At 41.3% G+C, this 20,502-nt stretch carries 21 protein-coding genes and 2 tRNA genes; 18 read left to right on the top strand and 5 right to left on the bottom strand.

The window, feature by feature from the left end; genetic code table 11:
- Positions 1-214 precede the first annotated feature (214 nt).
- The 4 genes from FJX03_05380 to parE all read left to right on the top strand — a co-directional run bounded on the left by FJX03_05380 (position 215) and on the right by parE (position 4,489).
- Positions 215-1,459 (top strand): isovaleryl-CoA dehydrogenase, encoded by a 1,245-nt coding sequence (locus tag FJX03_05380; protein ID MBM3633115.1) that lies wholly within the window; start codon positions 215-217, stop codon positions 1,457-1,459.
- Positions 1,460-1,586: 127 nt separating this feature from the next.
- Complete coding sequence (gene rpmI, locus FJX03_05375; GenBank protein MBM3633114.1) at positions 1,587-1,784, top strand: 50S ribosomal protein L35; 198 nt, start codon at positions 1,587-1,589, stop codon at positions 1,782-1,784.
- A 12-nt stretch (positions 1,785-1,796) separates the two neighbouring features.
- A complete protein-coding gene (rplT, locus tag FJX03_05370) occupies positions 1,797-2,171 on the top strand; it encodes a 50S ribosomal protein L20 (protein MBM3633113.1) in 375 nt (124 codons plus the stop codon).
- Between the two features lie 338 nt (positions 2,172-2,509).
- Positions 2,510-4,489 (top strand): DNA topoisomerase IV subunit B, encoded by a 1,980-nt coding sequence (gene parE, locus FJX03_05365; GenBank protein ID MBM3633112.1) that lies wholly within the window; start codon positions 2,510-2,512, stop codon positions 4,487-4,489.
- Between the two features lie 86 nt (positions 4,490-4,575).
- Here the strand turns inward: parE and FJX03_05360 are convergent, their stop codons facing one another.
- Entirely contained in the window at positions 4,576-5,037 is a 462-nt protein-coding gene (locus FJX03_05360; GenBank protein ID MBM3633111.1) for an FKBP-type peptidyl-prolyl cis-trans isomerase, read from the bottom strand.
- Positions 5,038-5,211: 174 nt separating this feature from the next.
- Between FJX03_05360 and FJX03_05355 the strand changes: the two genes are divergently transcribed.
- Genes FJX03_05355 through ispG form a run of 4 tightly spaced genes read left to right on the top strand, consistent with a single transcriptional unit; the run spans position 5,212 to position 8,595 of the window.
- Entirely contained in the window at positions 5,212-6,003 is a 792-nt protein-coding gene (locus FJX03_05355) for an amino acid ABC transporter substrate-binding protein (GenBank protein ID MBM3633110.1), read from the top strand.
- Complete coding sequence (locus FJX03_05350; GenBank protein ID MBM3633109.1) at positions 5,987-6,643, top strand: amino acid ABC transporter permease; 657 nt, start codon at positions 5,987-5,989, stop codon at positions 6,641-6,643. The genes FJX03_05355 and FJX03_05350 overlap by 17 nt, the downstream gene beginning before the upstream one ends.
- Positions 6,636-7,346, top strand: coding sequence for an amino acid ABC transporter ATP-binding protein (locus FJX03_05345; protein MBM3633108.1), 711 nt, complete (start codon positions 6,636-6,638; stop codon positions 7,344-7,346). Before FJX03_05350 ends, FJX03_05345 begins: the two co-directional genes overlap by 8 nt.
- 16 nt (positions 7,347-7,362) lie before the next feature.
- Positions 7,363-8,595, top strand: coding sequence for a flavodoxin-dependent (E)-4-hydroxy-3-methylbut-2-enyl-diphosphate synthase (gene ispG, locus FJX03_05340; GenBank protein ID MBM3633107.1), 1,233 nt, complete (start codon positions 7,363-7,365; stop codon positions 8,593-8,595).
- Positions 8,596-8,625: 30 nt separating this feature from the next.
- Here the strand turns inward: ispG and der are convergent, their stop codons facing one another.
- The 3 genes from der to FJX03_05325 are packed head-to-tail and all read right to left on the bottom strand — an operon-like array spanning position 8,626 to position 12,059.
- Complete coding sequence (der, locus tag FJX03_05335; GenBank protein MBM3633106.1) at positions 8,626-10,002, bottom strand: ribosome biogenesis GTPase Der; 1,377 nt, start codon at positions 10,000-10,002, stop codon at positions 8,626-8,628.
- 6 nt (positions 10,003-10,008) lie between these two features.
- Positions 10,009-11,343 carry a pyrrolo-quinoline quinone gene (locus FJX03_05330; GenBank protein ID MBM3633105.1) on the bottom strand — a complete coding sequence of 445 codons (1,335 nt, stop codon included), beginning with the start codon at positions 11,341-11,343 and terminating at the stop codon, positions 10,009-10,011.
- A 23-nt stretch (positions 11,344-11,366) separates the two neighbouring features.
- A complete protein-coding gene (locus tag FJX03_05325) occupies positions 11,367-12,059 on the bottom strand; it encodes a tetratricopeptide repeat protein (protein MBM3633104.1) in 693 nt (230 codons plus the stop codon).
- Positions 12,060-12,312: 253 nt separating this feature from the next.
- Between FJX03_05325 and apaG the strand changes: the two genes are divergently transcribed.
- The 6 genes from apaG (at position 12,313) to FJX03_05295 (ending at position 17,456) form a co-directional block, all read left to right on the top strand.
- Positions 12,313-12,720, top strand: coding sequence for a Co2+/Mg2+ efflux protein ApaG (gene apaG / locus FJX03_05320; protein ID MBM3633103.1), 408 nt, complete (start codon positions 12,313-12,315; stop codon positions 12,718-12,720).
- Positions 12,721-12,838: 118 nt separating this feature from the next.
- Entirely contained in the window at positions 12,839-13,960 is a 1,122-nt protein-coding gene (gene alr, locus FJX03_05315) for an alanine racemase (protein MBM3633102.1), read from the top strand.
- A 3-nt stretch (positions 13,961-13,963) separates the two neighbouring features.
- Complete coding sequence (locus FJX03_05310) at positions 13,964-14,809, top strand: glutamate racemase (GenBank protein MBM3633101.1); 846 nt, start codon at positions 13,964-13,966, stop codon at positions 14,807-14,809.
- A 128-nt stretch (positions 14,810-14,937) separates the two neighbouring features.
- Positions 14,938-16,383 carry an NADP-dependent isocitrate dehydrogenase gene (locus FJX03_05305; protein MBM3633100.1) on the top strand — a complete coding sequence of 482 codons (1,446 nt, stop codon included), beginning with the start codon at positions 14,938-14,940 and terminating at the stop codon, positions 16,381-16,383.
- Positions 16,384-16,389: 6 nt separating this feature from the next.
- Positions 16,390-16,956 carry a hypothetical protein gene (locus FJX03_05300; GenBank protein MBM3633099.1) on the top strand — a complete coding sequence of 189 codons (567 nt, stop codon included), beginning with the start codon at positions 16,390-16,392 and terminating at the stop codon, positions 16,954-16,956.
- Positions 16,956-17,456: a hypothetical protein gene (locus FJX03_05295; protein ID MBM3633098.1), complete on the top strand. Its 501-nt coding sequence runs from the start codon at positions 16,956-16,958 to the stop codon at positions 17,454-17,456. Before FJX03_05300 ends, FJX03_05295 begins: the two co-directional genes overlap by 1 nt.
- A gap of 88 nt (positions 17,457-17,544) precedes the next feature.
- On the opposite strand, the gene FJX03_05290 is transcribed toward FJX03_05295, so the two are convergent.
- Positions 17,545-17,621, bottom strand: a tRNA-His gene (locus FJX03_05290).
- A gap of 158 nt (positions 17,622-17,779) precedes the next feature.
- Here FJX03_05290 and FJX03_05285 point away from each other — a divergent pair.
- From FJX03_05285 to FJX03_05270, 4 genes are all read left to right on the top strand, one after another.
- A complete protein-coding gene (locus tag FJX03_05285) occupies positions 17,780-18,166 on the top strand; it encodes a hypothetical protein (GenBank protein MBM3633097.1) in 387 nt (128 codons plus the stop codon).
- A 110-nt stretch (positions 18,167-18,276) separates the two neighbouring features.
- A complete protein-coding gene (locus FJX03_05280) occupies positions 18,277-19,689 on the top strand; it encodes a hypothetical protein (protein MBM3633096.1) in 1,413 nt (470 codons plus the stop codon).
- Entirely contained in the window at positions 19,646-20,269 is a 624-nt protein-coding gene (locus FJX03_05275; protein MBM3633095.1) for a rhodanese-like domain-containing protein, read from the top strand. The genes FJX03_05280 and FJX03_05275 overlap by 44 nt, the downstream gene beginning before the upstream one ends.
- A 109-nt stretch (positions 20,270-20,378) precedes the next feature.
- Positions 20,379-20,455, top strand: a tRNA-Arg gene (locus FJX03_05270).
- Positions 20,456-20,502: the final 47 nt, after the last annotated feature.

Here is a 20,502-nt window from a genome sequence, read left to right as displayed (position 1 = left end):
TTTAATAAGTTACTTTTTTGCACGAACCTGTCGCACAATCACTTCCGCATCCACACGTTGCCCCTAACGAATTATTTCGAGGCTGGTTACAGTTCGTATACATTCCACAACATCCACTGAGGAGGGTTATGAAGCAAATTCCTGCTAATATTTTGGTCATTTTTATCTCCATTGTTCATCTTCACTTTGATTGTACCCTATGAAAAGTAAAGGAATGATTGACAAGGCAATTTGTGGGGTTGGCGAAGCAATTGGGACCGTACATAATAAAATAGGAGAGAGACAACAACACATAGGTGGATTCGTGAGCGTCCTTGATTTTGACTTAACCGAAACTTGCAAAAGTGTCCGCGATATGGTTCAGGCTTTTGCCCCCTCGGCCATTGCTCCTCGTGCCACTCAAATAGACGAAAGCAATGTATTCCCGCGTGATTTATGGCCAAAATTTGGGGAATTAGGACTTTTGGGCATTACAGTAGGGCAAGAGTATGGTGGCTCTAATATGGGTTACCTAGAGCATGTCATTGTCTTAGAAGAAATTTCTAGAGCTTCAGCATCCGTTGGACTCAGTTATGGTGCGCATTCCAACTTATGTGTTAATCAAATTAATCTGAACGGCACAGAAAATCAAAAACAAAAATACCTTCCTCACCTCATTTCGGGGGAACACGTTGGTGCTCTTGCCATGAGTGAGGCAGGTGCAGGATCTGACGTTGTTTCCATGAAATTGCAAGCGGATGCCAGTGGTGACCATTATATTCTTAACGGCACAAAGATGTGGATTACCAATGGACCTGATGCAGATACTCTCGTTGTTTACGCTAAAACAAATCCATCAGCCCATGCCAAGGGAATAACTGCTTTTCTCATTGAAAAGGGAATGGAGGGATTTTCCACAGCCCAAAAACTTGATAAGTTAGGTATGCGGGGATCAAATACTTGTGAACTGGTTTTTACAAATTGTAAAGTCCCCAAAGAAAATATTTTAGGAAAAGTCAACGAAGGCGTTCGCGTCCTCATGAGTGGATTGGACTTTGAACGTGTGGTTTTGTCTGGAGGCTCCCTTGGCATCATGCAAGCCTGTCTCGATATTGCTATTCCCTATGTTCAAGAGCGAGAGCAATTTGGCAAAAAGATTGGTGAATTTCAACTGATTCAAGCAAAATTAGCGGACATGTACACACAAATGAATGCTGCCCGAGCTTATGTATATACAGTTGCCAAAGCCTGCGATAAGGGAAGCGTAAACCGTAAAGATGCAGCTGGTGCCATTCTTTTTGCGGCAGAAGCCGCTACAAAGTTAAGTTTAGATACTATCCAGATTTTGGGGGGAAATGGTTATATTAACGAATATCCCGCTGGACGCCTCCTTCGGGATGCAAAGCTTTATGAAATAGGTGCAGGAACGTCAGAGATTCGCCGAATGCTTATCGGACGAGAGTTATTTAAAGGAAATTAAGCTTGAATTTTAAGAAGAGAGTCGGCTATAAGTAGGTTGTGCCTGTAAAAGACGGCGTGGCTTAAGGGTATGCCTATACGTTGTGGCACGTTAACTAACATCATTCATTGAAAGAAAAGAGACTGAAATGCCCAAACTGAAAACAAAGAGTAGCGCGAAAAAGCGGTTCCGAATCACGGGAACTGGTAAAGTCAAAATGGGTCAAGCAGGCAAACGCCACGGCATGAGAAAGCGCAGCAACAAAATGCTTCGTAATGCCCGCGGGATGACTATTATGCACGAAGCAGATGCAAAAAAAGTCCTTAGCTATTACTTCCATATGTAAGGAGATACCATTATGGCACGCGTAAAAAGAGGCGTCACAACACACGCCCGTCACAAAAAAGTTTTAAAATTATCCAAGGGTTTTCGAGGACGCTCTAGTAAGTGTTTTCGTATTGCTATTCAGAGACTCGAAAAGTCTTGGCAGTATGCTTACCGGGATCGTCGCAATAAAAAGCGCGATTTTCGGGCATTATGGATTCAACGAATTAATGCAGCATCTCGGGCAAATGGATTGCCTTATTCTCGCTTCATCAACGGCTTACTGAAAGCTGGAATTACGATTGATCGAAAAGTAATGGCTGATTTAGCCGTAAATCAACCCGCTGCTTTTAAATCGCTTGTTGAACAAGCTCAGAAAGCTTTAGGAAGCCAAGCTAAGGCTGCTTAAAAGAAAAAGCTACTTGAACCTCTCCCTTGGGAGAGGTTCATTTATCCCTCGATTGTAATGGCAAATCAAGTCTATGAAAGGTGACGTAAATTTCACAATTTTCTGATTATGCAAATTTTGAACACTATTGTTAACTCCTTACCTATGACCTTGCCCTATCAGCCGACATGTTACTCAGATTTTTTTTAACATTTTAAACCTTGATCGGAAACACAAGCAGAGCGTTTCAAACCAAAACCCTAGACTTGAAAAAAATATAAATTGGTTAATAATTAAATTAATTGTTGCTCGCCCAGTCATGGGAGTAAATTTTAGGCTCAATAATATAGGTTCCTTTTATGTCTGACCTTTTTCGTCAATCCAGTGCACTCACCAACACGGAATATTCCGCCAAGGATATCGAAGTTCTTGAAGGCTTGGAACCTGTCCGCAAGCGGCCGGGTATGTATATTGGGGGAACCGATGAGAAAGCCTTACATCACCTTGTGGCCGAAGTTCTCGATAATGCCATGGATGAAGCCGTTTCTGGTCATGCGAATCGTATTGAAATTCGTCTTGAAGCGGGAGATATTGTTTGCATTAAAGATAATGGCCGCGGCATCCCCACAGATCCACACCCCAAATTTCCCGAGTTGTCGGCTCTGGAAGTGATTTTGACAACCCTTCACTCAGGAGGAAAATTCAACAACGCAGTATATTCAACATCAGGAGGACTCCATGGAGTTGGTGTCTCTGTTGTTAATGCCTTGTCAGACTATCTGGAGATTGAAGTTGCTCGTTCGCGAAATCTTTGGCGTCAAACCTATTCAAAAGGCAAACCTACAACGCCTCTGGAACTACAAGAAGGAGCCACAAGCCGCCGAGGAACCACTTTACGATTTCACCCTGATCCGGAGATCTTTGGTCACAATCTACACTTCCGGCCTGCCGCTTTATTCCAAATGGCTCGTGCCAAAGCTTATCTTTTTAAAGGTGTTGAAATAAATTGGGTTTGTGATCCTTCTCTTTTAAAAGAAAATGACAAGATCCCCCAAACCGCAACATTGCATTACCCGGCAGGATTGGTTGATTATTTAAAAGACCAGCTAGATGAGCGTGCAAGCGTCACAGAAGATCCTTTCGCAGGAGAAGCCGTTTTTCCCAGCAAGCAAGGGCGTGTGGAATGGGCGGTTGCCTGGCCAGTCGATGATTTCACGAGCGATGAAACAGGTTGGATTTCATCTTTTTGTAATACGATCCCAACACCCCAAGGGGGTACACATGAAAATGGATTTCGTCAGGCTTTAACTAAGGCATTAAAGGATTATGGGGAACGGATTGGCAATCGGCGTGCCAATCAGTTGACCGCTGAAGATGTCAGTGGAGGTGCTTACGTCATTCTATCGTGTTTTATTAATCAGCCCCAGTTCCAGGGTCAAACAAAAGAGAAATTAGCAAGCGTTGAAGCGACAAGACTTGTTGAAAATACTGTTAAAGACCATTTTGACCTCTGGCTAGGAGCTCATCCTCAAGCCGCAACAGAACTTCTGGAACACGTCATTGGTCGTGCTGAAGATCGTCTCAAGCGTCGTCAGGCCAAAGAAGTGGCAAGAGCAAGTGCGACTCGAAAATTGCGTCTCCCCGGCAAATTAGCGGACTGTACAACTAACATTACTGAAAATAGTGAAATTTTTCTGGTTGAAGGCGATTCAGCCGGTGGTTCCGCAAAGCAAGCCCGCGACCGCGCAACGCAAGCTGTTCTGCCTTTACGCGGAAAAATATTAAATGTGGCAAACGCCACAATTGAAAAGCTGCATGCCAATCAAGAAATTAGAGATTTAGGTCTTGCCCTGGGGTGTGGCATGGGAAAATTGTGTGATCCAACTAAATTAAGGTATGCCAAAGTTATTATTATGACAGACGCAGACGTTGACGGTGCACATATTGCTTCTCTTCTCCTTACTTTCTTCTTTCAAGAAATGCGCGCCATTATTGACGCGGGAAATGTTTATCTTGCTCAACCTCCTCTCTTTCGTCTCACCCAAGGATCAAAATCAGTCTATGCAAAAGATGAGGCCGAAAAGGACCAATTGCTGAAGAATCATTTTAAAGGCGCAAAGAATGTAGATGTCGGAAGATTTAAAGGTTTGGGAGAAATGTTACCGATACAATTGCGCGAAACCACCATGCATAGAGATAAAAGAACGCTATTGCGTGTATTTATTCAAGATGATGAAGATATAGCGCAATTTGTAGACCGACTTATGGGCAAGAATGCAGAAGCCCGATATAACTTTATTCAAGAAAATGCGCCCCATATTCAAGATGTAGATATTTAATCAAATTAACCTTTTAACCAAACTTTACCCAACTATAAAAAAGGCAGCTTTACAGCTGCCTCTTCTAAGTTTGATAAACCTGTTGATTAAGATTGGGAGGATTGTCCTTTACTGGAGGAGGCACTCTTATCTTTACCTTGAATTCCAATTAGCTCAACATCAAAATGTAATGTTGCATTTGCAGGAATGGTAGCTCCGGCTCCTCGTGTACCGTAACCAAGTTCAGGAGGAATAATAAGATTTCGACGGCCACCAACTTTCATCGTTGAAATCCCTTCATCCCAACCTTTAATAACTTGGCCTTCGCCTAAGGTAAATTGAAATGGCTCATTACGATCGCGAGAACTGTCGAATTTCGTCCCATCTGGCAATGTTCCTGTGTAGTGAACACGAACTATGTCACCTGCTTTTGGCAAGTTACCCGTGCCTTCCTTAACTTCTACAATCTGCAGACCTGAATCAGTTGTCGTGGTTTTCTTAGCTGCTGAATATGCTGGGTTTAATGACAAGCCAATTAAAAGTGCTAAAAGTGTAGTTTTTTTAATCATGAAAATGAACTCCTGCTTAGGTTGATATTTTAATTGTCACGACAAATTATACTTTTGTCAATATAGAGAAAAGTTAGACGTTATAGCCGTAAATATCCATAACAATTATGCTAAGGATCCCTGATTAATCTTTCCTACTTGAACTTTTTCAATAAAAACAATAAAACTTAAACTATGATTCAGAAAATTCAGCCTAAAGGAATGATAATGAAAGTTTCAAAATTAATGGGTATCTTATTGGCAGCATCTTTCCTATTTATTGCTTGTGATAGCAAAAAGGATGGTAGCGGCAAGACGCTTACAGTTGGTGTATCTGCGGATTATGCACCTTTCGAATATTTCAAAGAAGGAAAAATTGTTGGCTTTGATATTGATTTAATGAATGAAATTGCGAAGCGTCTTCATAAAGAAGTTACATTTAAGGATATGTCTTTTGATGCCATCTTAGGCTCTTTATCTACGGGAAGATTAGACGCAGCTATCTCTTCTATTACGCCGACGAATGAACGTCGAAAATCTATTGATTTTTCAAACGAATATATTAAATCCAAGCGTGTGCTATTATGTAAAGGAACCTCATCCATTGAATCTGCCACAGATTTAGCGGGCGAATTGGTTGGTGTACAAAGCGGTTCAGTCCATGAAACTTACGCAAAGGATACCTTGCCACAAGATGTGGAAGTCCGTGTGAAATCCTTAAGCAAAGTCCCAGATCTTCTTCAGGAGATGGAAAATGGAAATGTGGCTTGTTTAATACTCGGCATTTCAGAAGCAGAAGCCATCAAATCTTCTCGACCTAACATTAAATTGATTACTCTTCCTGGAGAAGTTAGTGGTTCTGCTGTTGCATTTCCAAAAGAATCCCCATTACGAGTCCAAGTGGACAAAATCTTGGCGGAAATGGAAGCTGACGGTTCCTTAAAGAAGCTTAAGGAACATTGGCTCCCTCATGACGTTTCATTTTGAAGCTATATGGCCCTCTCTCCCCTTCATATTGGAGGGGGTGGGGGTCACAATCAAATTTACCCTTGCCTCCCTTTTGTGCGGTTTACCTTTGGGTATTTTACTTGCTGTTGCTAAGATCTCACACCTAAAAGCACCAAGATGGATAGCAGAAATTTATACATCTGTTTTTCGAGGAACCCCCCTGCTCGTTCAACTCTTTATTATTTATTTCGGCCTTCCCCCCCTTATAGGCTATAATCTTTCTGCTTTTGAAGCAGGCGTTCTTACATTCTCACTTAATTCAGCGGCTTATAGTTCAGAAATTATACGTGCAGGCATTCAAGCCATCGATAAAGGACAATGGGAAGCTGCTCATGTACTAGGCCTATCTTACCGCACCACATTATGCACAATAATATTGCCCCAAGCTTTGAGAAATATTTTACCGGCTTTGGTCAATGAAATTGTTGATTTGTTAAAGGAATCAGCTCTTGTTTCCACAATTGGTGAAGCAGACTTATTGCGACGTTCACAAATTGTTGCTTCAGAAAAATACCTTTTCTTTGAACCTCTTTTGATTGCAGCTGTTGCATATTATATCTTGGTTATGGTGGTCAGCCTTTTTGCCAAAGCTTTAGAGCGGAATATGCGCCATGCTTAATGCTCTTAATCTTTCTAAATCTTTTAATCACCACCTCGTTCTCAACGATATTTCCTTTAAAATTCCTATGGGATCAATAGCCGCTCTCTTGGGCCCATCGGGAAGCGGAAAGTCAACGTTATTGCGTTGCATGAGTCGCCTTGATATTCCAGATAAAGGTATCCTTACCTTTAAAGGGCAACCATTAAAAAATTTACCTGCTTATGGAATTGGCATGGTTTTTCAGGGCTTTCACTTGTTTCCCCACATGACGATTTTACAAAATTTGATTCATGCGCCTATTGCTTTGAAGCATCAAACAAAAGAAGAAGCAACCAAGCAAGCGATGAGACTACTCGAAAAATTTGGCCTTGCAGATAAAGCGGCTCAATTTCCCAATCAATTATCCGGGGGACAAAAGCAAAGAATTGCAATTGCCCGTGCCCTCATAGTTAATCCCCCCATTCTTTTATTTGATGAACCAACTTCTGCTCTGGATCCAGAAATGGTTTCGGATGTTGCTCATCTAATCCAAAGCTTGAAATCTTCAAATCGCTTGATTATTATGGCCACACATGAACTGCGTGTTGCAAAACTGGCCGCAGATCAGATTTTATTTCTTGATCAGGGAAACCTGGTAGAAAATACACTTAAGGCTAAATTCTTTCAAAAACCTAAAGCCGCACGAGCTCAACAATTTTTAAAGAACTTAACCGTGTCATAGAAAGGTCCCTATCCTCATGGTTCAACTCTCAGAAATTAAACGTCACAAAACCCATGCTGTTCAAGTGGGTCCTTATTTAATTGGGGGGAATGCACCAATTCTTGTGCAATCTATGACAAATACAGATACAGCCGATGCAGATGCGACAGCCGAACAAGTTATTAGCCTCGCTAAAGCTGGATCCGAGATTGTACGTATTACTGTAGATCGTCCTGAATCAGCACAAGCTGTCGCCAGAATTGGTGAACTTGTTGAAAAATCGGGTCTTAATGTTCCTTTGGTTGGCTGCTTTCATTTTAATGGTCACCGTCTCTTAAAGGACTTTCCAGACTGCGCTAAAACCCTTGCGAAGTATCGTATTAATCCGGGAAACGTAGGCTTTGGTGAAAAACGCGATAAGCAATTTGAAATGATGGTTGAAACCGCCCTTACATTTAATAAACCTATCCGTATTGGCGTAAATTGGGGCAGTCTTGATCAAGATTTGGCCCAAAATCTAATGGATACAAATGGAAAATCTTCGAATCCACGTAGTGGAGATGAAATTTTGCGGGAAGCATTGATAAGCTCTACATTAAATAGTGCAAAGTTAGCAGAAGAAATTGGCATGCGACCCGACCAAATTATTTTATCGGCAAAGGTTAGTCGTGTTCAGGATTTAATTTCAGTTTACCGTGAATTGGCTCATAAATCTAATTATTCACTGCATTTGGGTTTAACGGAAGCTGGATTGGGATCAAAAAGTATCGTAGCCACGACGGCTGCCGTGGCAATTCTTCTTCAAGAAGGTATTGGGGATACTATTCGGGCATCACTAACTCCAACACCAGGAGAAGCAAGGGAACGAGAAGTTATCGTCTGCCAAGAAATTTTACAAACGATGGGTCTTCGCTCTTTCTCTCCGTTAGTTTCTGCGTGTCCGGGATGTGGACGCACAACCAGCACCTACTTTCAAACATTAGCCAAAACCATTCAAGATTATGTTCGTGCCCAAATGCCTGTTTGGAAAAAGGAATATCCAGGTGTAGAAAATTTAAACCTTGCTGTCATGGGATGCATTGTTAATGGTCCCGGAGAAAGTAAGCACGCAGACATTGGTATTAGTTTACCTGGTACAGGTGAGTCACCTGTTGCTCCTGTATTTATGGATGGGGAAAAAACTCATACCTTACGGGGAGAACATATTGCAGAAGAATTTCAAATTCTTCTGCAAGATTACATCAAACGACGATTCAAAAAAGCTGCATAGGGCTTCTTCTTAACAGGTTCACCGGAGATGTTATTCCTTTTTGTCAGCAAATGGGTTCTTGGCACTTCGCATATAAATTCGAATGGGAACGCCAGGTAAATCGAAATCTTGGCGCATCTGATTAATTAAATAGCGAGTATAGGATGTTGGAAGTTCACCAGCTTGACTTGCAAATAAGGCAAAAGTTGGAGGACGCGTTTTAATTTGCGTCATGTATTTAAGGCGAATTCGACGACCAGATACGGCAGGTGCCGGATGTTTATCAACGACATGTTGTAACCATTGATTGAGTTTTGCGGTTGGCAATCGCTGGTTCCAAGCCTTATAAACTTGAAAAACGGCTTTCATAAGTTGTGCGAGGTTTTTGCCGTGAATAGCAGAAATAGGAATACAAGGGATGCCACGCACTTGAGTTAATTGGATATCTAATATCCTTTGAACTTCCTTCATTTGCTTGTCTTTATCTTTTACCAAGTCCCACTTGTTTAGTGCCAATATAAGTGCACGGCCTTCCTCAGCCACGTCGCTTGCAATACTTAAATCTTGACGTTCAAGGGGAGTGGTCGCATCAATAACTACAATCACAACTTCTGCATACTGAATTGTGCGTTGTGTATCCATGACGGCCAAATGCTCAGCAGAAGCTGTAACTCGGCCACTTTTACGCATACCGGCCGTATCTGTTAGACGAATATGTTGTCCTTCGTACTCCCAATCAAGGGCTATAGCATCTCGCGTCACCCCCGGCATATCTCCTGTAAGAAGTCGCTCTTTACCAATTAACTGGTTAATAAGTGTGGATTTCCCCACATTGGGGCGGCCAACAATAGCAAGTCCAAGTGGCTTTTGAGAAGTTTCACTGTCTTCTTGCTCTTCATCCGCTGGAATGTAAGCAGACATTGCATCATAAAGCTCAGTTAAGCCTTCTCCATGTTCCGCAGAGATAGCTATAACATCTCCAAGACCCAGGGAATGGGCATCAGACAATCCTAAATGACCATGTCGCCCTTCACATTTATTGGCTAAAACCAAAATTGGATTCTTCTGCCGACGCAAAAGTTTTGCCAAATCTTGATCGTAAGGCGTACATCCCTCTCGACCATCAACAACAAATAGAATTAAGTCTGCTTCTTCAATAGCTGCAAGAGTTTGCTCCATCATTGATTTTGTTAAAAGAGAAGTATCTGGATCTTCAAGACCAGCTGTATCAATGATCGTAAAGCTTAAATCAAATAGATGTCCTTCCCCTTCACGTCGGTCACGAGTCATTCCGGGTTGATCATGGACCAAGGCCAGTCGCTTACCAACCAATCTGTTAAATAAGGTTGATTTTCCAACGTTCGGACGTCCAATAATTGCCACTGTATAAGAGTGCCCAATTTGGGATATTTTGGGGCTTTGAGGCATTATCTCTTACGATTTCTGTTCTTCACTAGAAAATTTAATTAATTGAGCATTGTCCGTTAACACATAAAGTGCGCCCCCAGCAACAATTGGAGAAAGACTTGAGCTATCCCCAATTTCTAAAGTCTTTAAGGTTTTTCCATTTTGCGGTGAGGCAAATAAAAGTTTTCCATTAGAACTTGTTAAAATTAAAGAGTCATCGGCAACAATTGGTCCTGCCCATAAGATAGGCTTTTTATTGTCATCTAACTTAGGAAGAGGTACCGCCCAGTGTATCTGGCCCGTTCGCTTTTTAACACAAACTAAATCCGTATCATTAGTCATAATAAATATAGAATCTCCTATGACTGCAGGACTACGTATGGCCCCAATTTCTCTTTGCCAAAGACGACTTCCTGTTTTGAGATCTTGAGCAACCATTTGGCCCCCGTGACTAATAACATACACAACTCCCCCGGATATAGCTGGTCGAGCACGAATGTGTGCGATGCTGGCTACAGAATCAATGCGTAACGCGGGATTTAACAAATCTCCCCAAAGTGGCTGACCGTTCGTGGCTTGAAAAGCAAAAACTTCTCCCGAAGAATAGGCTGCAATAACTGTATTGCCTTCTGCAGCTGGACTTGCACCGCCCAAGATACCCGCGGCTTCAGATATGCCCGCGTGACTCCATAACTCATTTCCCGTCGAGGTCGTGATGGCATGTGTTTCATTGTTAATTGTTAATGCATACACAATGTCCCCTTTAATTGTTGGAGCCACGCGTGAAGGAGCGCCCAAAGATTTGCGCCACAATATTTTGCCATCTTGAGCATTTAAGGCCAACAACTCTCCGTGAGAGGTTGTACAGTACAAAGTACCATTATGAAAAGAGACGCCTCCACCCATCGCCTCAGAACCATGTCCTTCAGGCAAAGGATCTACTGACCACACAATGGCACCACTTTTTACATCAATAGCACTAATAAGTCCTACGGCATCGCTTACAAATATTCGACCTCCGCCAATAACGGGTCCAGAAGTCATTCGATGATCATCACTGACTCCAGAGCCAATAGAGGTCGACCATGTTTTATTTAACGTTTTTGCTAAGACCACATTCGGCATAACATGAGAAGGATTTCCGCCAGCTTGAGCCCAATCTTCATTTTTTGAAGGACTCGGGAGGTTAACAGGAGAATGAGCAATGGCAGGGTCAGATTGTAGTGACGAATCAATGGCCAGAATTGTTTCTCTTTTCCCAGAAAGAATAACTTTTTCTTTAAAACTGTCACACCCACTAAGGAAAATGGCAGTACTGGCTGCTAAAGTCAGCGCTGAATTTAGTTTTAATTTACTTGTCATGATTTTCTCTCATCAAAAATTAATTAGCTATTTGTCTCAGGTGTGCTCGAAGATACAATTTGGATCATTAATCGAGCTCGCATAGAAATTCCGGCCGGAGTTTGGCTATCCTGAACCAGGCGGATAAAGCGCTCCATGCTTTTTGCAGAGTCGCCTTTGCGATACAACAGTACGCCTTGCATTTCTTTCGCAATAAAGCGCCAAGGGTTTTTCTCATTTGTAAGGGGCTCAAGCTGCGTAAGTAATTCTTCAATTTTTACACCCGATATATCCATGCTAGCCATAATAGCTAAAAGCTTAGCTAAATCTCTCCACAAAGGTTCTATTTTCGTATTCGCTGATAGTTGATTATAAAGAGCGATCGCCTCAGCTGACTTTTCTTTGCAATTTTGCTGCAAAAAAAGACCGGCTTTTTGAAAGAGCCCTAAAAATTCATAAGTTGAACTTGAGCTTTGAGACAAACTTGTTAAGATGGTTTGAGCTTTATCATTTTCCCCTTTCGCCATCAATTCTTGAGCTGTAATAAGCTTTTCTGCCATTTGAATTTGTTTGTTATGCTGGTATTGACCCCACAAATTATACCCAATAATAAAAATGATTATTGCGCCAAAAACCCCAACAACTTGCTTACCATATTGCTTCCATAATTTAAGAAACTTTTCTTGACGAATATCCTTCTCAACTTCTTCTAAAAACTCATCAAACTTCTCAGCCATTCAATTTGCCCCTTAATTCTTTTCAAGAAATTTATTTTAAGCTCAAGATGCACTATAGCAACTGTTGAGAAAATTCCGTATAAAAAAATGAGTGTTGATCTGCTATATCTTCAATTTTAAGCGTCTGAGCATTTTGCCTTGTGGATAAAATATAAATTTTAAGCGGATATTTCACTAGCCTTAACCCCTTAATCAGGATAACTATCATATAATAAAAAGAGTGAAATCCCCTCTGAATATAGGAATGCCGACCATGACGTCAGACTCTACTTTTACCCAAACAACCAACACCATTCGAGTATCGGTCTTACCCGTATATCTTCAAAATCAATCGAATCCACCAAATAATCTTTTTGTTTGGGCTTATCATATTTGCATTGAAAACAAGGGTTGTGAAACATTTCAACTTTTGTCTCGATACTGGAAAATAACGGATGCCCACGGGAAAATTCAAGAAGTTCAAGGGACTGGTGTGGTAGGGGAACAGCCTGTCCTCCATCCCGGAGAGACATTTGAATACACCAGCAGTGTTAGTTTAACCCTTCCCTCCGGTGTCATGGGGGGGTGTTATGAAATGCAAAGCCCAAGGGGTGAAACAATTGAGGTTGTTATTCCTCTCTTTTCTCTCGACTCGCCCGAGGCGCAAAGAACCGTTCACTAAGATAAATTTATTGTTTTTATTATACTTTGTTGCTTAATATCTTTAAAACTTCTTGAATAAACAATGCCTTCTAAGGTATTTATAAGATTAGACATCCACCAGTTAAAGTGCATATTTCATGAGTCGTACAGCCGTTGCTATTTTATCTACAGAAAATTTACTTCATAACCTTAAAGTTATTAAAGGAAAAGCTCCTGAATCCAAAGTGATTGCTATGGTTAAGGCCAATGCTTATGGACATGGCTTACGCTCTGTTTCTTCACGACTTGAAAAATACGTCGATATGTTAGGGGTCGCCTCAATTGATGAAGCATTAGCTTTACGTAAAGTTGGCATTCAAATTCCCATTATATTGGCAGAAGGTGTATTTGAACCTAATGAACTTCTTGTGGCTTCAACAGAAGGGTTTCATGTTGTCTTTCATGAAGAAATTCAATTGCAATGGCTAGCCAACTTATCATGTCCTTTGCCCATTCAAGCCTGGATAAAAGTTGATACAGGGATGGGTCGGTTAGGTTTTAGTTTAGAAAATGCTTCTCAGTATTATGATCAGCTTTCAAATAGTCGCCAAATTGCGCACCCTATTCGCATCATGTCACATATGGCTTGCGCCGATGATGCAGGCAACCCATTAAATAAACAACAAATAAGTGCGTTTCAGACTTTCATTCAAAATGTGTCTCAAAAAGGTCCTTCCGAAGCAAGTTTATGCAACTCTGCAGGCGTCTTTCAGTTTCCTGAATGTCATTACAACTTTATTCGACCCGGTATTGCGCTTTATGGGGCTTCACCCCTTTTAAATAAGACAGCTGAAGAGTTAAATCTTAAACCTGTAATGACTCTACAAACAAGCTTAATTGCCACTAAAGTCATTAAAAGAGGATCTCCAGTCGGTTATGGTGCTCGCTATATATGCCAAACGGATCTTCCTGTTGGAATTGTTGCTTTTGGATATGGCGATGGTTATCCTCGAACAACCAAAGATGGAGCACCGATTTTAGTGAACAACACAAAATGTCAATTAATTGGCCGTGTATCAATGGATATGATTGCTGTTGATCTCAGCCCCTGTCCCACAGCTAAAGTCGGAGATCCCGTAATTCTATGGGGCAATGATTTACCTATTGAAGAAGTTGCCAAATTTACGGATAACGTTTCCTATGATTTATTAACGGGCGTACAGAATCGTGTAAAATTTCATTGGACAAGAAACGTTAACCCAGCAACAAGTGGGCTATAAATAATGCTGTCTCAAAGATCTATTGGTATATTTGACAGTGGCATTGGGGGACTGACAGTTTTGAGAAAACTGCAAAATGCGTTACCTCATGAGCATTTTGTCTATTTTGCCGACACCGCAAATTTACCCTATGGGGAAAAGACACCCGAACAAATTATCAACTATGCTCAACAAACTTTATCCTGGATGCAAAATGAAATGGGAGTAAAGCTTGCTGTGGCGGCTTGTCATACCAGCTCTACTACAGCTCTGGATATAGTTTCTCCCCATTTTTCAATTCCCATTATTGGAACAATTTACCCGATGGTTGAAGCCCTATTGGAACATCATCAAAACGAGCGGCTTGGCATTATTGCAACCCCTACATCCGTTCAAAGCCGCATGCATGAAAGGATTTTAAAAAAAGCAGGATTTGAAGGCGAGATTTTTTCTATCAGCTGTCCCAAATTTGTTCCTATTATCGAAACAGGACGTATTTCCGGCCCCGAATTGATAAGAACAACCACAGAATATTTGGAAATATTTAAAACCCAAAACCTTAATACTTTGGTTTATGGATGTACACATTATCCTTGGATTGCAGATATTGTTGAACAAATTTTACCAACGAAAATTAATTTTATTGATCCCGCTGAACATATTGCGAAAAGCGTTTCCCAAGAACTTTACAAACATAAAATGCTAAACACATCGTGGAATAAATTAAATGTTGATTTTTATTGCAGCGGCTCTCCAAATCGGTTTGCAGCACAAATTAACCTCCTCTTATCCATTCCAGTACCCAAAGTAACGCAAGTCAATTTTACAAGTTCTGAGTGGAATTCCCAGAAATTTGCTGTTAATCAATAAGTTAATTTCATCCAATCTATTTTTATGCCTATTGCTGTTAAGGAAGACGACGAAAGACTTGCTGAAAGGCTAAAATTGCTTATACTTTATACTATGGTTTCTTAAAATAGTAGAGAGTTTGAAATTTCATGGCACTTGCTCACAACATAACCCTCATCGAAGGTGATGGCATCGGCCCCGAAGTCGTAGGAGCTACACGCAAAATCATTGAAGCTACCGGCGTCAAAATTGACTGGGAAGTGTGTGAAGCGGGAGCAGAAGTTTTTAAAAAGGGGTTGTCAACAGGCGTTCCTCAAGAAACGATCGACTCCATCGTACGCAATAAAATTGCTTTAAAGGGTCCCTTAGAAACACCCGTAGGTTTTGGCGAAAAAAGCGCAAATGTAACTTTGCGTAAAATGTTCGAAACATATGCTAACATAAGGCCCATCCATGAATTTCCCGGTGTACCAACTCCCTATTCAGGTCGAGGTATAGATATTGTTATCGTTCGCGAGAATGTGGAAGACTTATATGCAGGCATCGAGCATATGGAAACGCCAGGAACCGCCCAGTGTCTGAAACTTATCTCCCGCAAGGGTTGTGAAAAGATTGTGCGTCTCGCCTTTGAATTTGCCCGTGCCGAAGGACGGAAGATGGTGCACTGTGCAACGAAGGCCAACATTATGAAATTGACCGAAGGCCTCATGAAACGTACCTTTGAAGATATTGCAACAGAATACCCAGATATTGAAGCTCACCACATTATTATTGATAACTGTGCTCATCAAATGGTGAAACATCCCGAGCAATTTGACGTGATTGTAACCACTAATATGAATGGGGATATTTTGAGTGATTTAGGTTCCGCACTCGTGGGGGGACTTGGTTTTGCGCCGGGTGCTAACCTAGGAGACCAATTTGCTATTTTTGAGGCTGTACATGGCTCCGCTCCTAAATATGCTGGAAAAAACAATATCAATCCTACAGCTGTGCTTCTTTCTGGGGTTATGATGCTAAGGCATTTAAAAGAATTTGAGGCCGCTTCTCAAATTGAACAAGCTCTTTTCCGAACTCTTGCCCTTGACAAGGTCATCACACGTGATGTCTTAGGAGATAAAGGAGCCGCAACGACCACTGAATTTACTGAAAGCATCCTGCGAAATTTAGGTAAATCTTATCCTGATTATAAGAACAGAAGTTACAAACCCATACACCTTCCTGAAGTATCACGTGAGGCAGACTTTGTCAAAACAGAGTCTCGGTCTGTGATTGGCCTCGATGTATTCATTGAATCAACATTAACGCCCAGTCTATTGGGGGCAAGTGTCGAGCGAATTGCAGCCCATACGCCCTATACCTTAAAAGGTATATCTTGCAGAGGGGTGAAAGTTTACCCAACCTCTGGTTTATACATAGAACCTACAGATTTTTTTCGGTGCCGATTTATAAATTATGACGGCGCAGAAATTGATGATGCGGAGATCTATGGCCTTCTCCAACGCATTAATCTGGAGCATCGTTGGACGCACATTGAAAAACTTCATGTTTTTGATGGTGTCCAAGCCTTCTCGAAAGATCATGGGGAGGATTAATTTGATATGTCCTTGGGGGTTAATAAAATAATACTTTTATCGCCAACAACATTAGAGTTTAATGGCGTAATATATGAATGTCGAACAGGACGAGGTGGCATTCGTTCCAAAAAGGTAGAAGGAGACGGCGCAACACCGACGGGCATTTTCCCCCTTCGAACTGTTTTTTACCGACCAGATCGCACGCGCCATTTTGCAACCGACTTACCTCTGTCAAGCCTAACACCTATTGATGGATGGTGTGACGATCCCACGGATCCTGCTTATAATTGTCTCATCAAGACTCCCTACCCAGCAAGTCATGAAATTTTATGGCGTCAAGATCATGTCTATGACATTTTGATTGTGGTTGGCTATAATGACCGTCCGCCCATTCCCCCCAAAGGAAGTGCGATCTTCATCCACTTAATGAATGAGAGAGAAACACCCACAGAGGGTTGTATTGCTCTATCTCGGGGTGACCTTATTGATATTTTGGCAGAAATCAGTCCCTCAACCGAGCTAGAAATTCCCCAACATTTGGAAGAAGCTATACAGCCTGCCTTTTCTTCCCTCTCCAAGGATATCCATTAATGTCCATATTGTCTTCTTATTGGTTTGGATTTGCAGATACACCCCAAGAGTCGGCTCGAATAGTTGGAGAAACAGGGGTTTTTTATCTTTCTCTCGCTGGTGGTTACCTTTGCTCGTTCTTTTATATGCGCACCTATGCACCCACAATTCTAAAACAGCAAAAAATGCACCTTATCAGTATTCTTTTGTGGGCTTTCACAGGGGGCGTTCTGATTTTCTTTCAAGGAATTTTTTCACTCATTTTAACCACATTACTCATCTTATTAAGCCTGATCGTTCTTTATCAACTTCAATTCACCAGTCCTCTCATGGCCCAAGCAGACTATAATATTCCAACAGATTTAAATGACAAAAAATCTATGTACGGAAAAACGCTCCTGACTTGTATGAATTATAATTTGGGAGATGCACTTGGGATTAGCATTATCAATGAACAAATTTTGTGGATTCTTATCCTTTATCGTTCCTGTGTTACACTACGAGCATCATTTGGACTTTAAAAGAGTAATATAAAATCTCAAGCTTCTCTTTAAAGAATTGTGTCATTTCATAAAGTGAGGGAAGAGTCTGTTATCATTTTTAAAAACATGGGGCGAGTGACCGGGATCGAACCGGCGACATCCAGTACCACAAACTGGCGCTCTAACCAACTGAGCTACACCCGCCACGATGTATTTCAATTACTAACCTGTCGCCCGGAACCCGTCAAGGGGATTGTCGTATCAAAAATACAATATTCCATAAGGGGTTGAACAGAATTGCTTTTCCAACTTATGATAAGACAAGATCCAACCTTAAACACTTTGTGAAGGATGCTAAAATCATGGGTTTGCACGCGACAATTCTCTTTGCTGGTATTTTTGGACTGATGTACCTCTACTTGACAGTAGAAGTCACAAAACTTCGGGCAAAATATCAAGTTTGGGTTGGACATGGTGGTCATTTGGATCTTTTAAAGGCAATTCGCATTCATGGTAATTTTGCAGAATACATTCCCTTCATCATGCTCCTTCTTTTTCTAAGCGAACTCATTGGAGGTCGTAGCTGGATGCTCTATTTCTTAGGAAGCCTTCTTCTGGGCGGTCGAATTCTCCATATTATAGGTCTTCGCAAAACCGAAGGCCCTTCCCTTCATCGTTTTGTTGGAGGTCTTCTAACCTGGACGGTGCTTCTTGTTCTGTCTGTATTTTGCTTTGCTTCTGCTTTTTAGCAGACTCGTTATATCACTTTCAGCACAGCTATTTTCATAATATTTACCAAACCTTAAATCCTTCTTTTTTATAATAAATTAAAGAAACTGCTATTGAGACGGATTATGGGGTGATAAACGGTGTATTTTTCATTTTAGGATTAATCTTAATCCCGCAGGCTCATGCGGCCGTCGTTGCCACAATTGGAGACAAATCGGTCGTCATCGATAAATCGACATCCTGTACGGCAAAAAGTTGGGGTTCGAACCAAGCCCATACTTGTGGATGCTGCATTACAAAAGAAAAAATGACAACCCAAAAACCAGCTGAGGAAGTGGTAAGAACTTGTATCAAAGAAAATCAATGTACACTTTCCACACTGAACCAATGGGTTCCCGGAGAAACAAATTCGGAAGAAATAATCTCAAACGTTCTTTGGAACACTGTCGACTCGCCAAATGTATGGGTAGACCCAAAGTTACTTGATAAAAGTGGTAAATTTCAATCTGGGCAATTTATAAATTTTTTAGCTACTCTTAAGAGAGATTTGCGTGATTTGAGAGAACCCATGCTTTCAGATTTTTCCATGCCACAGTGTATGAAAGTTAGTAGCTTAAAGGCAAATGGAGTCAATGTCCTTCAACTTTTCATTATTAGCGTAGATGAAAAATGTATCCAGGGAAAGGCGGGAAAAACTGCCTTTATTCCGAAATATGTCGTAAAAGACACCAAGAAAAAAACGACTGAGATTCGCAATTTGCGACAACTCCACAATTCAGATCTCAAAAAGCTCTACGATATCCAGCTACGCAACCGTTCAAAAAACAAATTGGCAATATCCTTTGATTTACTCAATATCAAATATAAGATTCAAAATACGAATCACTACCTCTCATTTTTAAGCGCCGCACCAGGAATGTCCTTTATGGATGTTAGCAAAAATTTAGCCGCTTCCATTAAAAATGGGGATACGGCCGCTATACATCGAGATTCTGATATCCTCTATAATTCTTCCTTATCTTTAGGAAAACGGATCAGTGAATTGCATACTTATTTTATGGAAAAGCCAACAGATAAGCGGCTATTAGGAAATTCCATTGTTCATGGAGACTTGCATTTAGAAAATGTTTTCGTCGATTCCTTTAACGATTTCCTGATAACCCTTATCGATAACGAAAGCTTCAGTAAATCCCTGGTTAAAAAGCGACCTGTCGGCGTTGATTTATTTCTTCTCTATGCTTTTACGGTTTCTCAATTTAAAGACAAATATGCTTACCCCAAAGAAATTAGCGCCACCCTATGGAATAACTTAATGTTAAAACCTTTTTTATTAGGATACATATCCATTTGGCCGCAAAATCAACGGGCGCAGCTCTTAAGGGAATTGCGCGATATTTATACGAATCCGACAACACAATTAAGTTTATTGCCCCAAAGATCTCTTTTTATTAACCCCATTTCTTACCTATCAAAAGTAAAAGACGTCAAACGTGTTTTTGATGAAATATCGACAAATTATAAGGAGGATACTCATGTCCATTAAAACGATTACTGCGCAAGATTTGTACCGCCGCCTGAAGTTGGGTCATAACGTAATCCTTATTGATATTCGCTCTGAGCAAGACTATCACCGAGGCCATATTCCCGGAGCCACTTCCTACCCACTTGAAGGTTTTGATGCCCAAGCCCTTATACATAAAGTTTGTGTGCCCTTCCCCACAAAGCCGACGATATATATCACCTGTGATTCAGGTAAAAAATCATTCGAGGCCTGTGAACATTTGGCGCAACAAGGTTATGAATTTATCATTCGCGTTGATGGAGGCATGAAGGCTTGGCGTCAAGCAAAGCTGCCCCTGCAAAAAATCGTCTTGACTGACCCGTCCCTCATTCCTATTAACTTACCTCAGCAAATGCAAATTAGTGTGGGCTCCCTTGTCGTTTTGGGTACCCTTTTGGGAACCCTCGTTAACACAGGGTTTTTAGCCATAAGTCTTTTGGTGGGCGCAGGCTATATTTATGAAGCGATCTATGAAACAGACTACTTGAAGCAAATACTTCTAAAAATGCCCTGGAATCAAGCCTCCTCAGACGAACCCAGCATTTTTAAGACCAGCCGCTAACCTTCACCGCAAACGAATAGGGTTTGTGGGAACAATATCGTCCAATGTCCGCGGTAGATGTCTCATCTTGTTCGCTGGGAAAATTCCCTCTATAAAAGAAGCAGAAGCTGTTCCCGTAGCTCAGCCGGATAGAGCGCAAGATTCCTAATCTTGAGGCCGTGAGTTCGAATCTCGCCGGGAACGCCAAATAATCAAACGACCACCCCTTACCTATAGAATTTTCAGCATTTCCA

It is taken from the genome of Alphaproteobacteria bacterium (assembly GCA_016870095.1).
Lineage (GTDB): Bacteria > Pseudomonadota > Alphaproteobacteria > Paracaedibacterales > VGCI01 > VGCI01.
The sequence above is the reverse complement of the archived record's forward strand: the minus strand, read 5'-3'. Positions and strand labels throughout refer to the sequence as shown.

Bases quoted from the DNA above. Each gene is read 5' to 3' on its own strand.
- FJX03_05380 (MBM3633115.1), top strand. From the start codon at position 215: ATGATTGACAAGGCAATTTGTGGGGTTGGCGAAGCAATTGGGACCGTA.
- rpmI (MBM3633114.1), top strand. From the start codon at position 1,587: ATGCCCAAACTGAAAACAAAGAGTAGCGCGAAAAAGCGGTTCCGAATC.
- rplT (MBM3633113.1), top strand. From the start codon at position 1,797: ATGGCACGCGTAAAAAGAGGCGTCACAACACACGCCCGTCACAAAAAA.
- parE (MBM3633112.1), top strand. From the start codon at position 2,510: ATGTCTGACCTTTTTCGTCAATCCAGTGCACTCACCAACACGGAATAT.
- FJX03_05360 (MBM3633111.1), bottom strand. From the start codon at position 5,037: ATGATTAAAAAAACTACACTTTTAGCACTTTTAATTGGCTTGTCATTA.
- FJX03_05355 (MBM3633110.1), top strand. From the start codon at position 5,212: ATGATTCAGAAAATTCAGCCTAAAGGAATGATAATGAAAGTTTCAAAA.
- FJX03_05350 (MBM3633109.1), top strand. From the start codon at position 5,987: ATGACGTTTCATTTTGAAGCTATATGGCCCTCTCTCCCCTTCATATTG.
- FJX03_05345 (MBM3633108.1), top strand. From the start codon at position 6,636: ATGCTTAATGCTCTTAATCTTTCTAAATCTTTTAATCACCACCTCGTT.
- ispG (MBM3633107.1), top strand. From the start codon at position 7,363: ATGGTTCAACTCTCAGAAATTAAACGTCACAAAACCCATGCTGTTCAA.
- der (MBM3633106.1), bottom strand. From the start codon at position 10,002: ATGCCTCAAAGCCCCAAAATATCCCAAATTGGGCACTCTTATACAGTG.
- FJX03_05330 (MBM3633105.1), bottom strand. From the start codon at position 11,343: ATGACAAGTAAATTAAAACTAAATTCAGCGCTGACTTTAGCAGCCAGT.
- FJX03_05325 (MBM3633104.1), bottom strand. From the start codon at position 12,059: ATGGCTGAGAAGTTTGATGAGTTTTTAGAAGAAGTTGAGAAGGATATT.
- apaG (MBM3633103.1), top strand. From the start codon at position 12,313: ATGACGTCAGACTCTACTTTTACCCAAACAACCAACACCATTCGAGTA.
- alr (MBM3633102.1), top strand. From the start codon at position 12,839: ATGAGTCGTACAGCCGTTGCTATTTTATCTACAGAAAATTTACTTCAT.
- FJX03_05310 (MBM3633101.1), top strand. From the start codon at position 13,964: ATGCTGTCTCAAAGATCTATTGGTATATTTGACAGTGGCATTGGGGGA.
- FJX03_05305 (MBM3633100.1), top strand. From the start codon at position 14,938: ATGGCACTTGCTCACAACATAACCCTCATCGAAGGTGATGGCATCGGC.
- FJX03_05300 (MBM3633099.1), top strand. From the start codon at position 16,390: ATGTCCTTGGGGGTTAATAAAATAATACTTTTATCGCCAACAACATTA.
- FJX03_05295 (MBM3633098.1), top strand. From the start codon at position 16,956: ATGTCCATATTGTCTTCTTATTGGTTTGGATTTGCAGATACACCCCAA.
- FJX03_05285 (MBM3633097.1), top strand. From the start codon at position 17,780: ATGGGTTTGCACGCGACAATTCTCTTTGCTGGTATTTTTGGACTGATG.
- FJX03_05275 (MBM3633095.1), top strand. From the start codon at position 19,646: ATGAAATATCGACAAATTATAAGGAGGATACTCATGTCCATTAAAACG.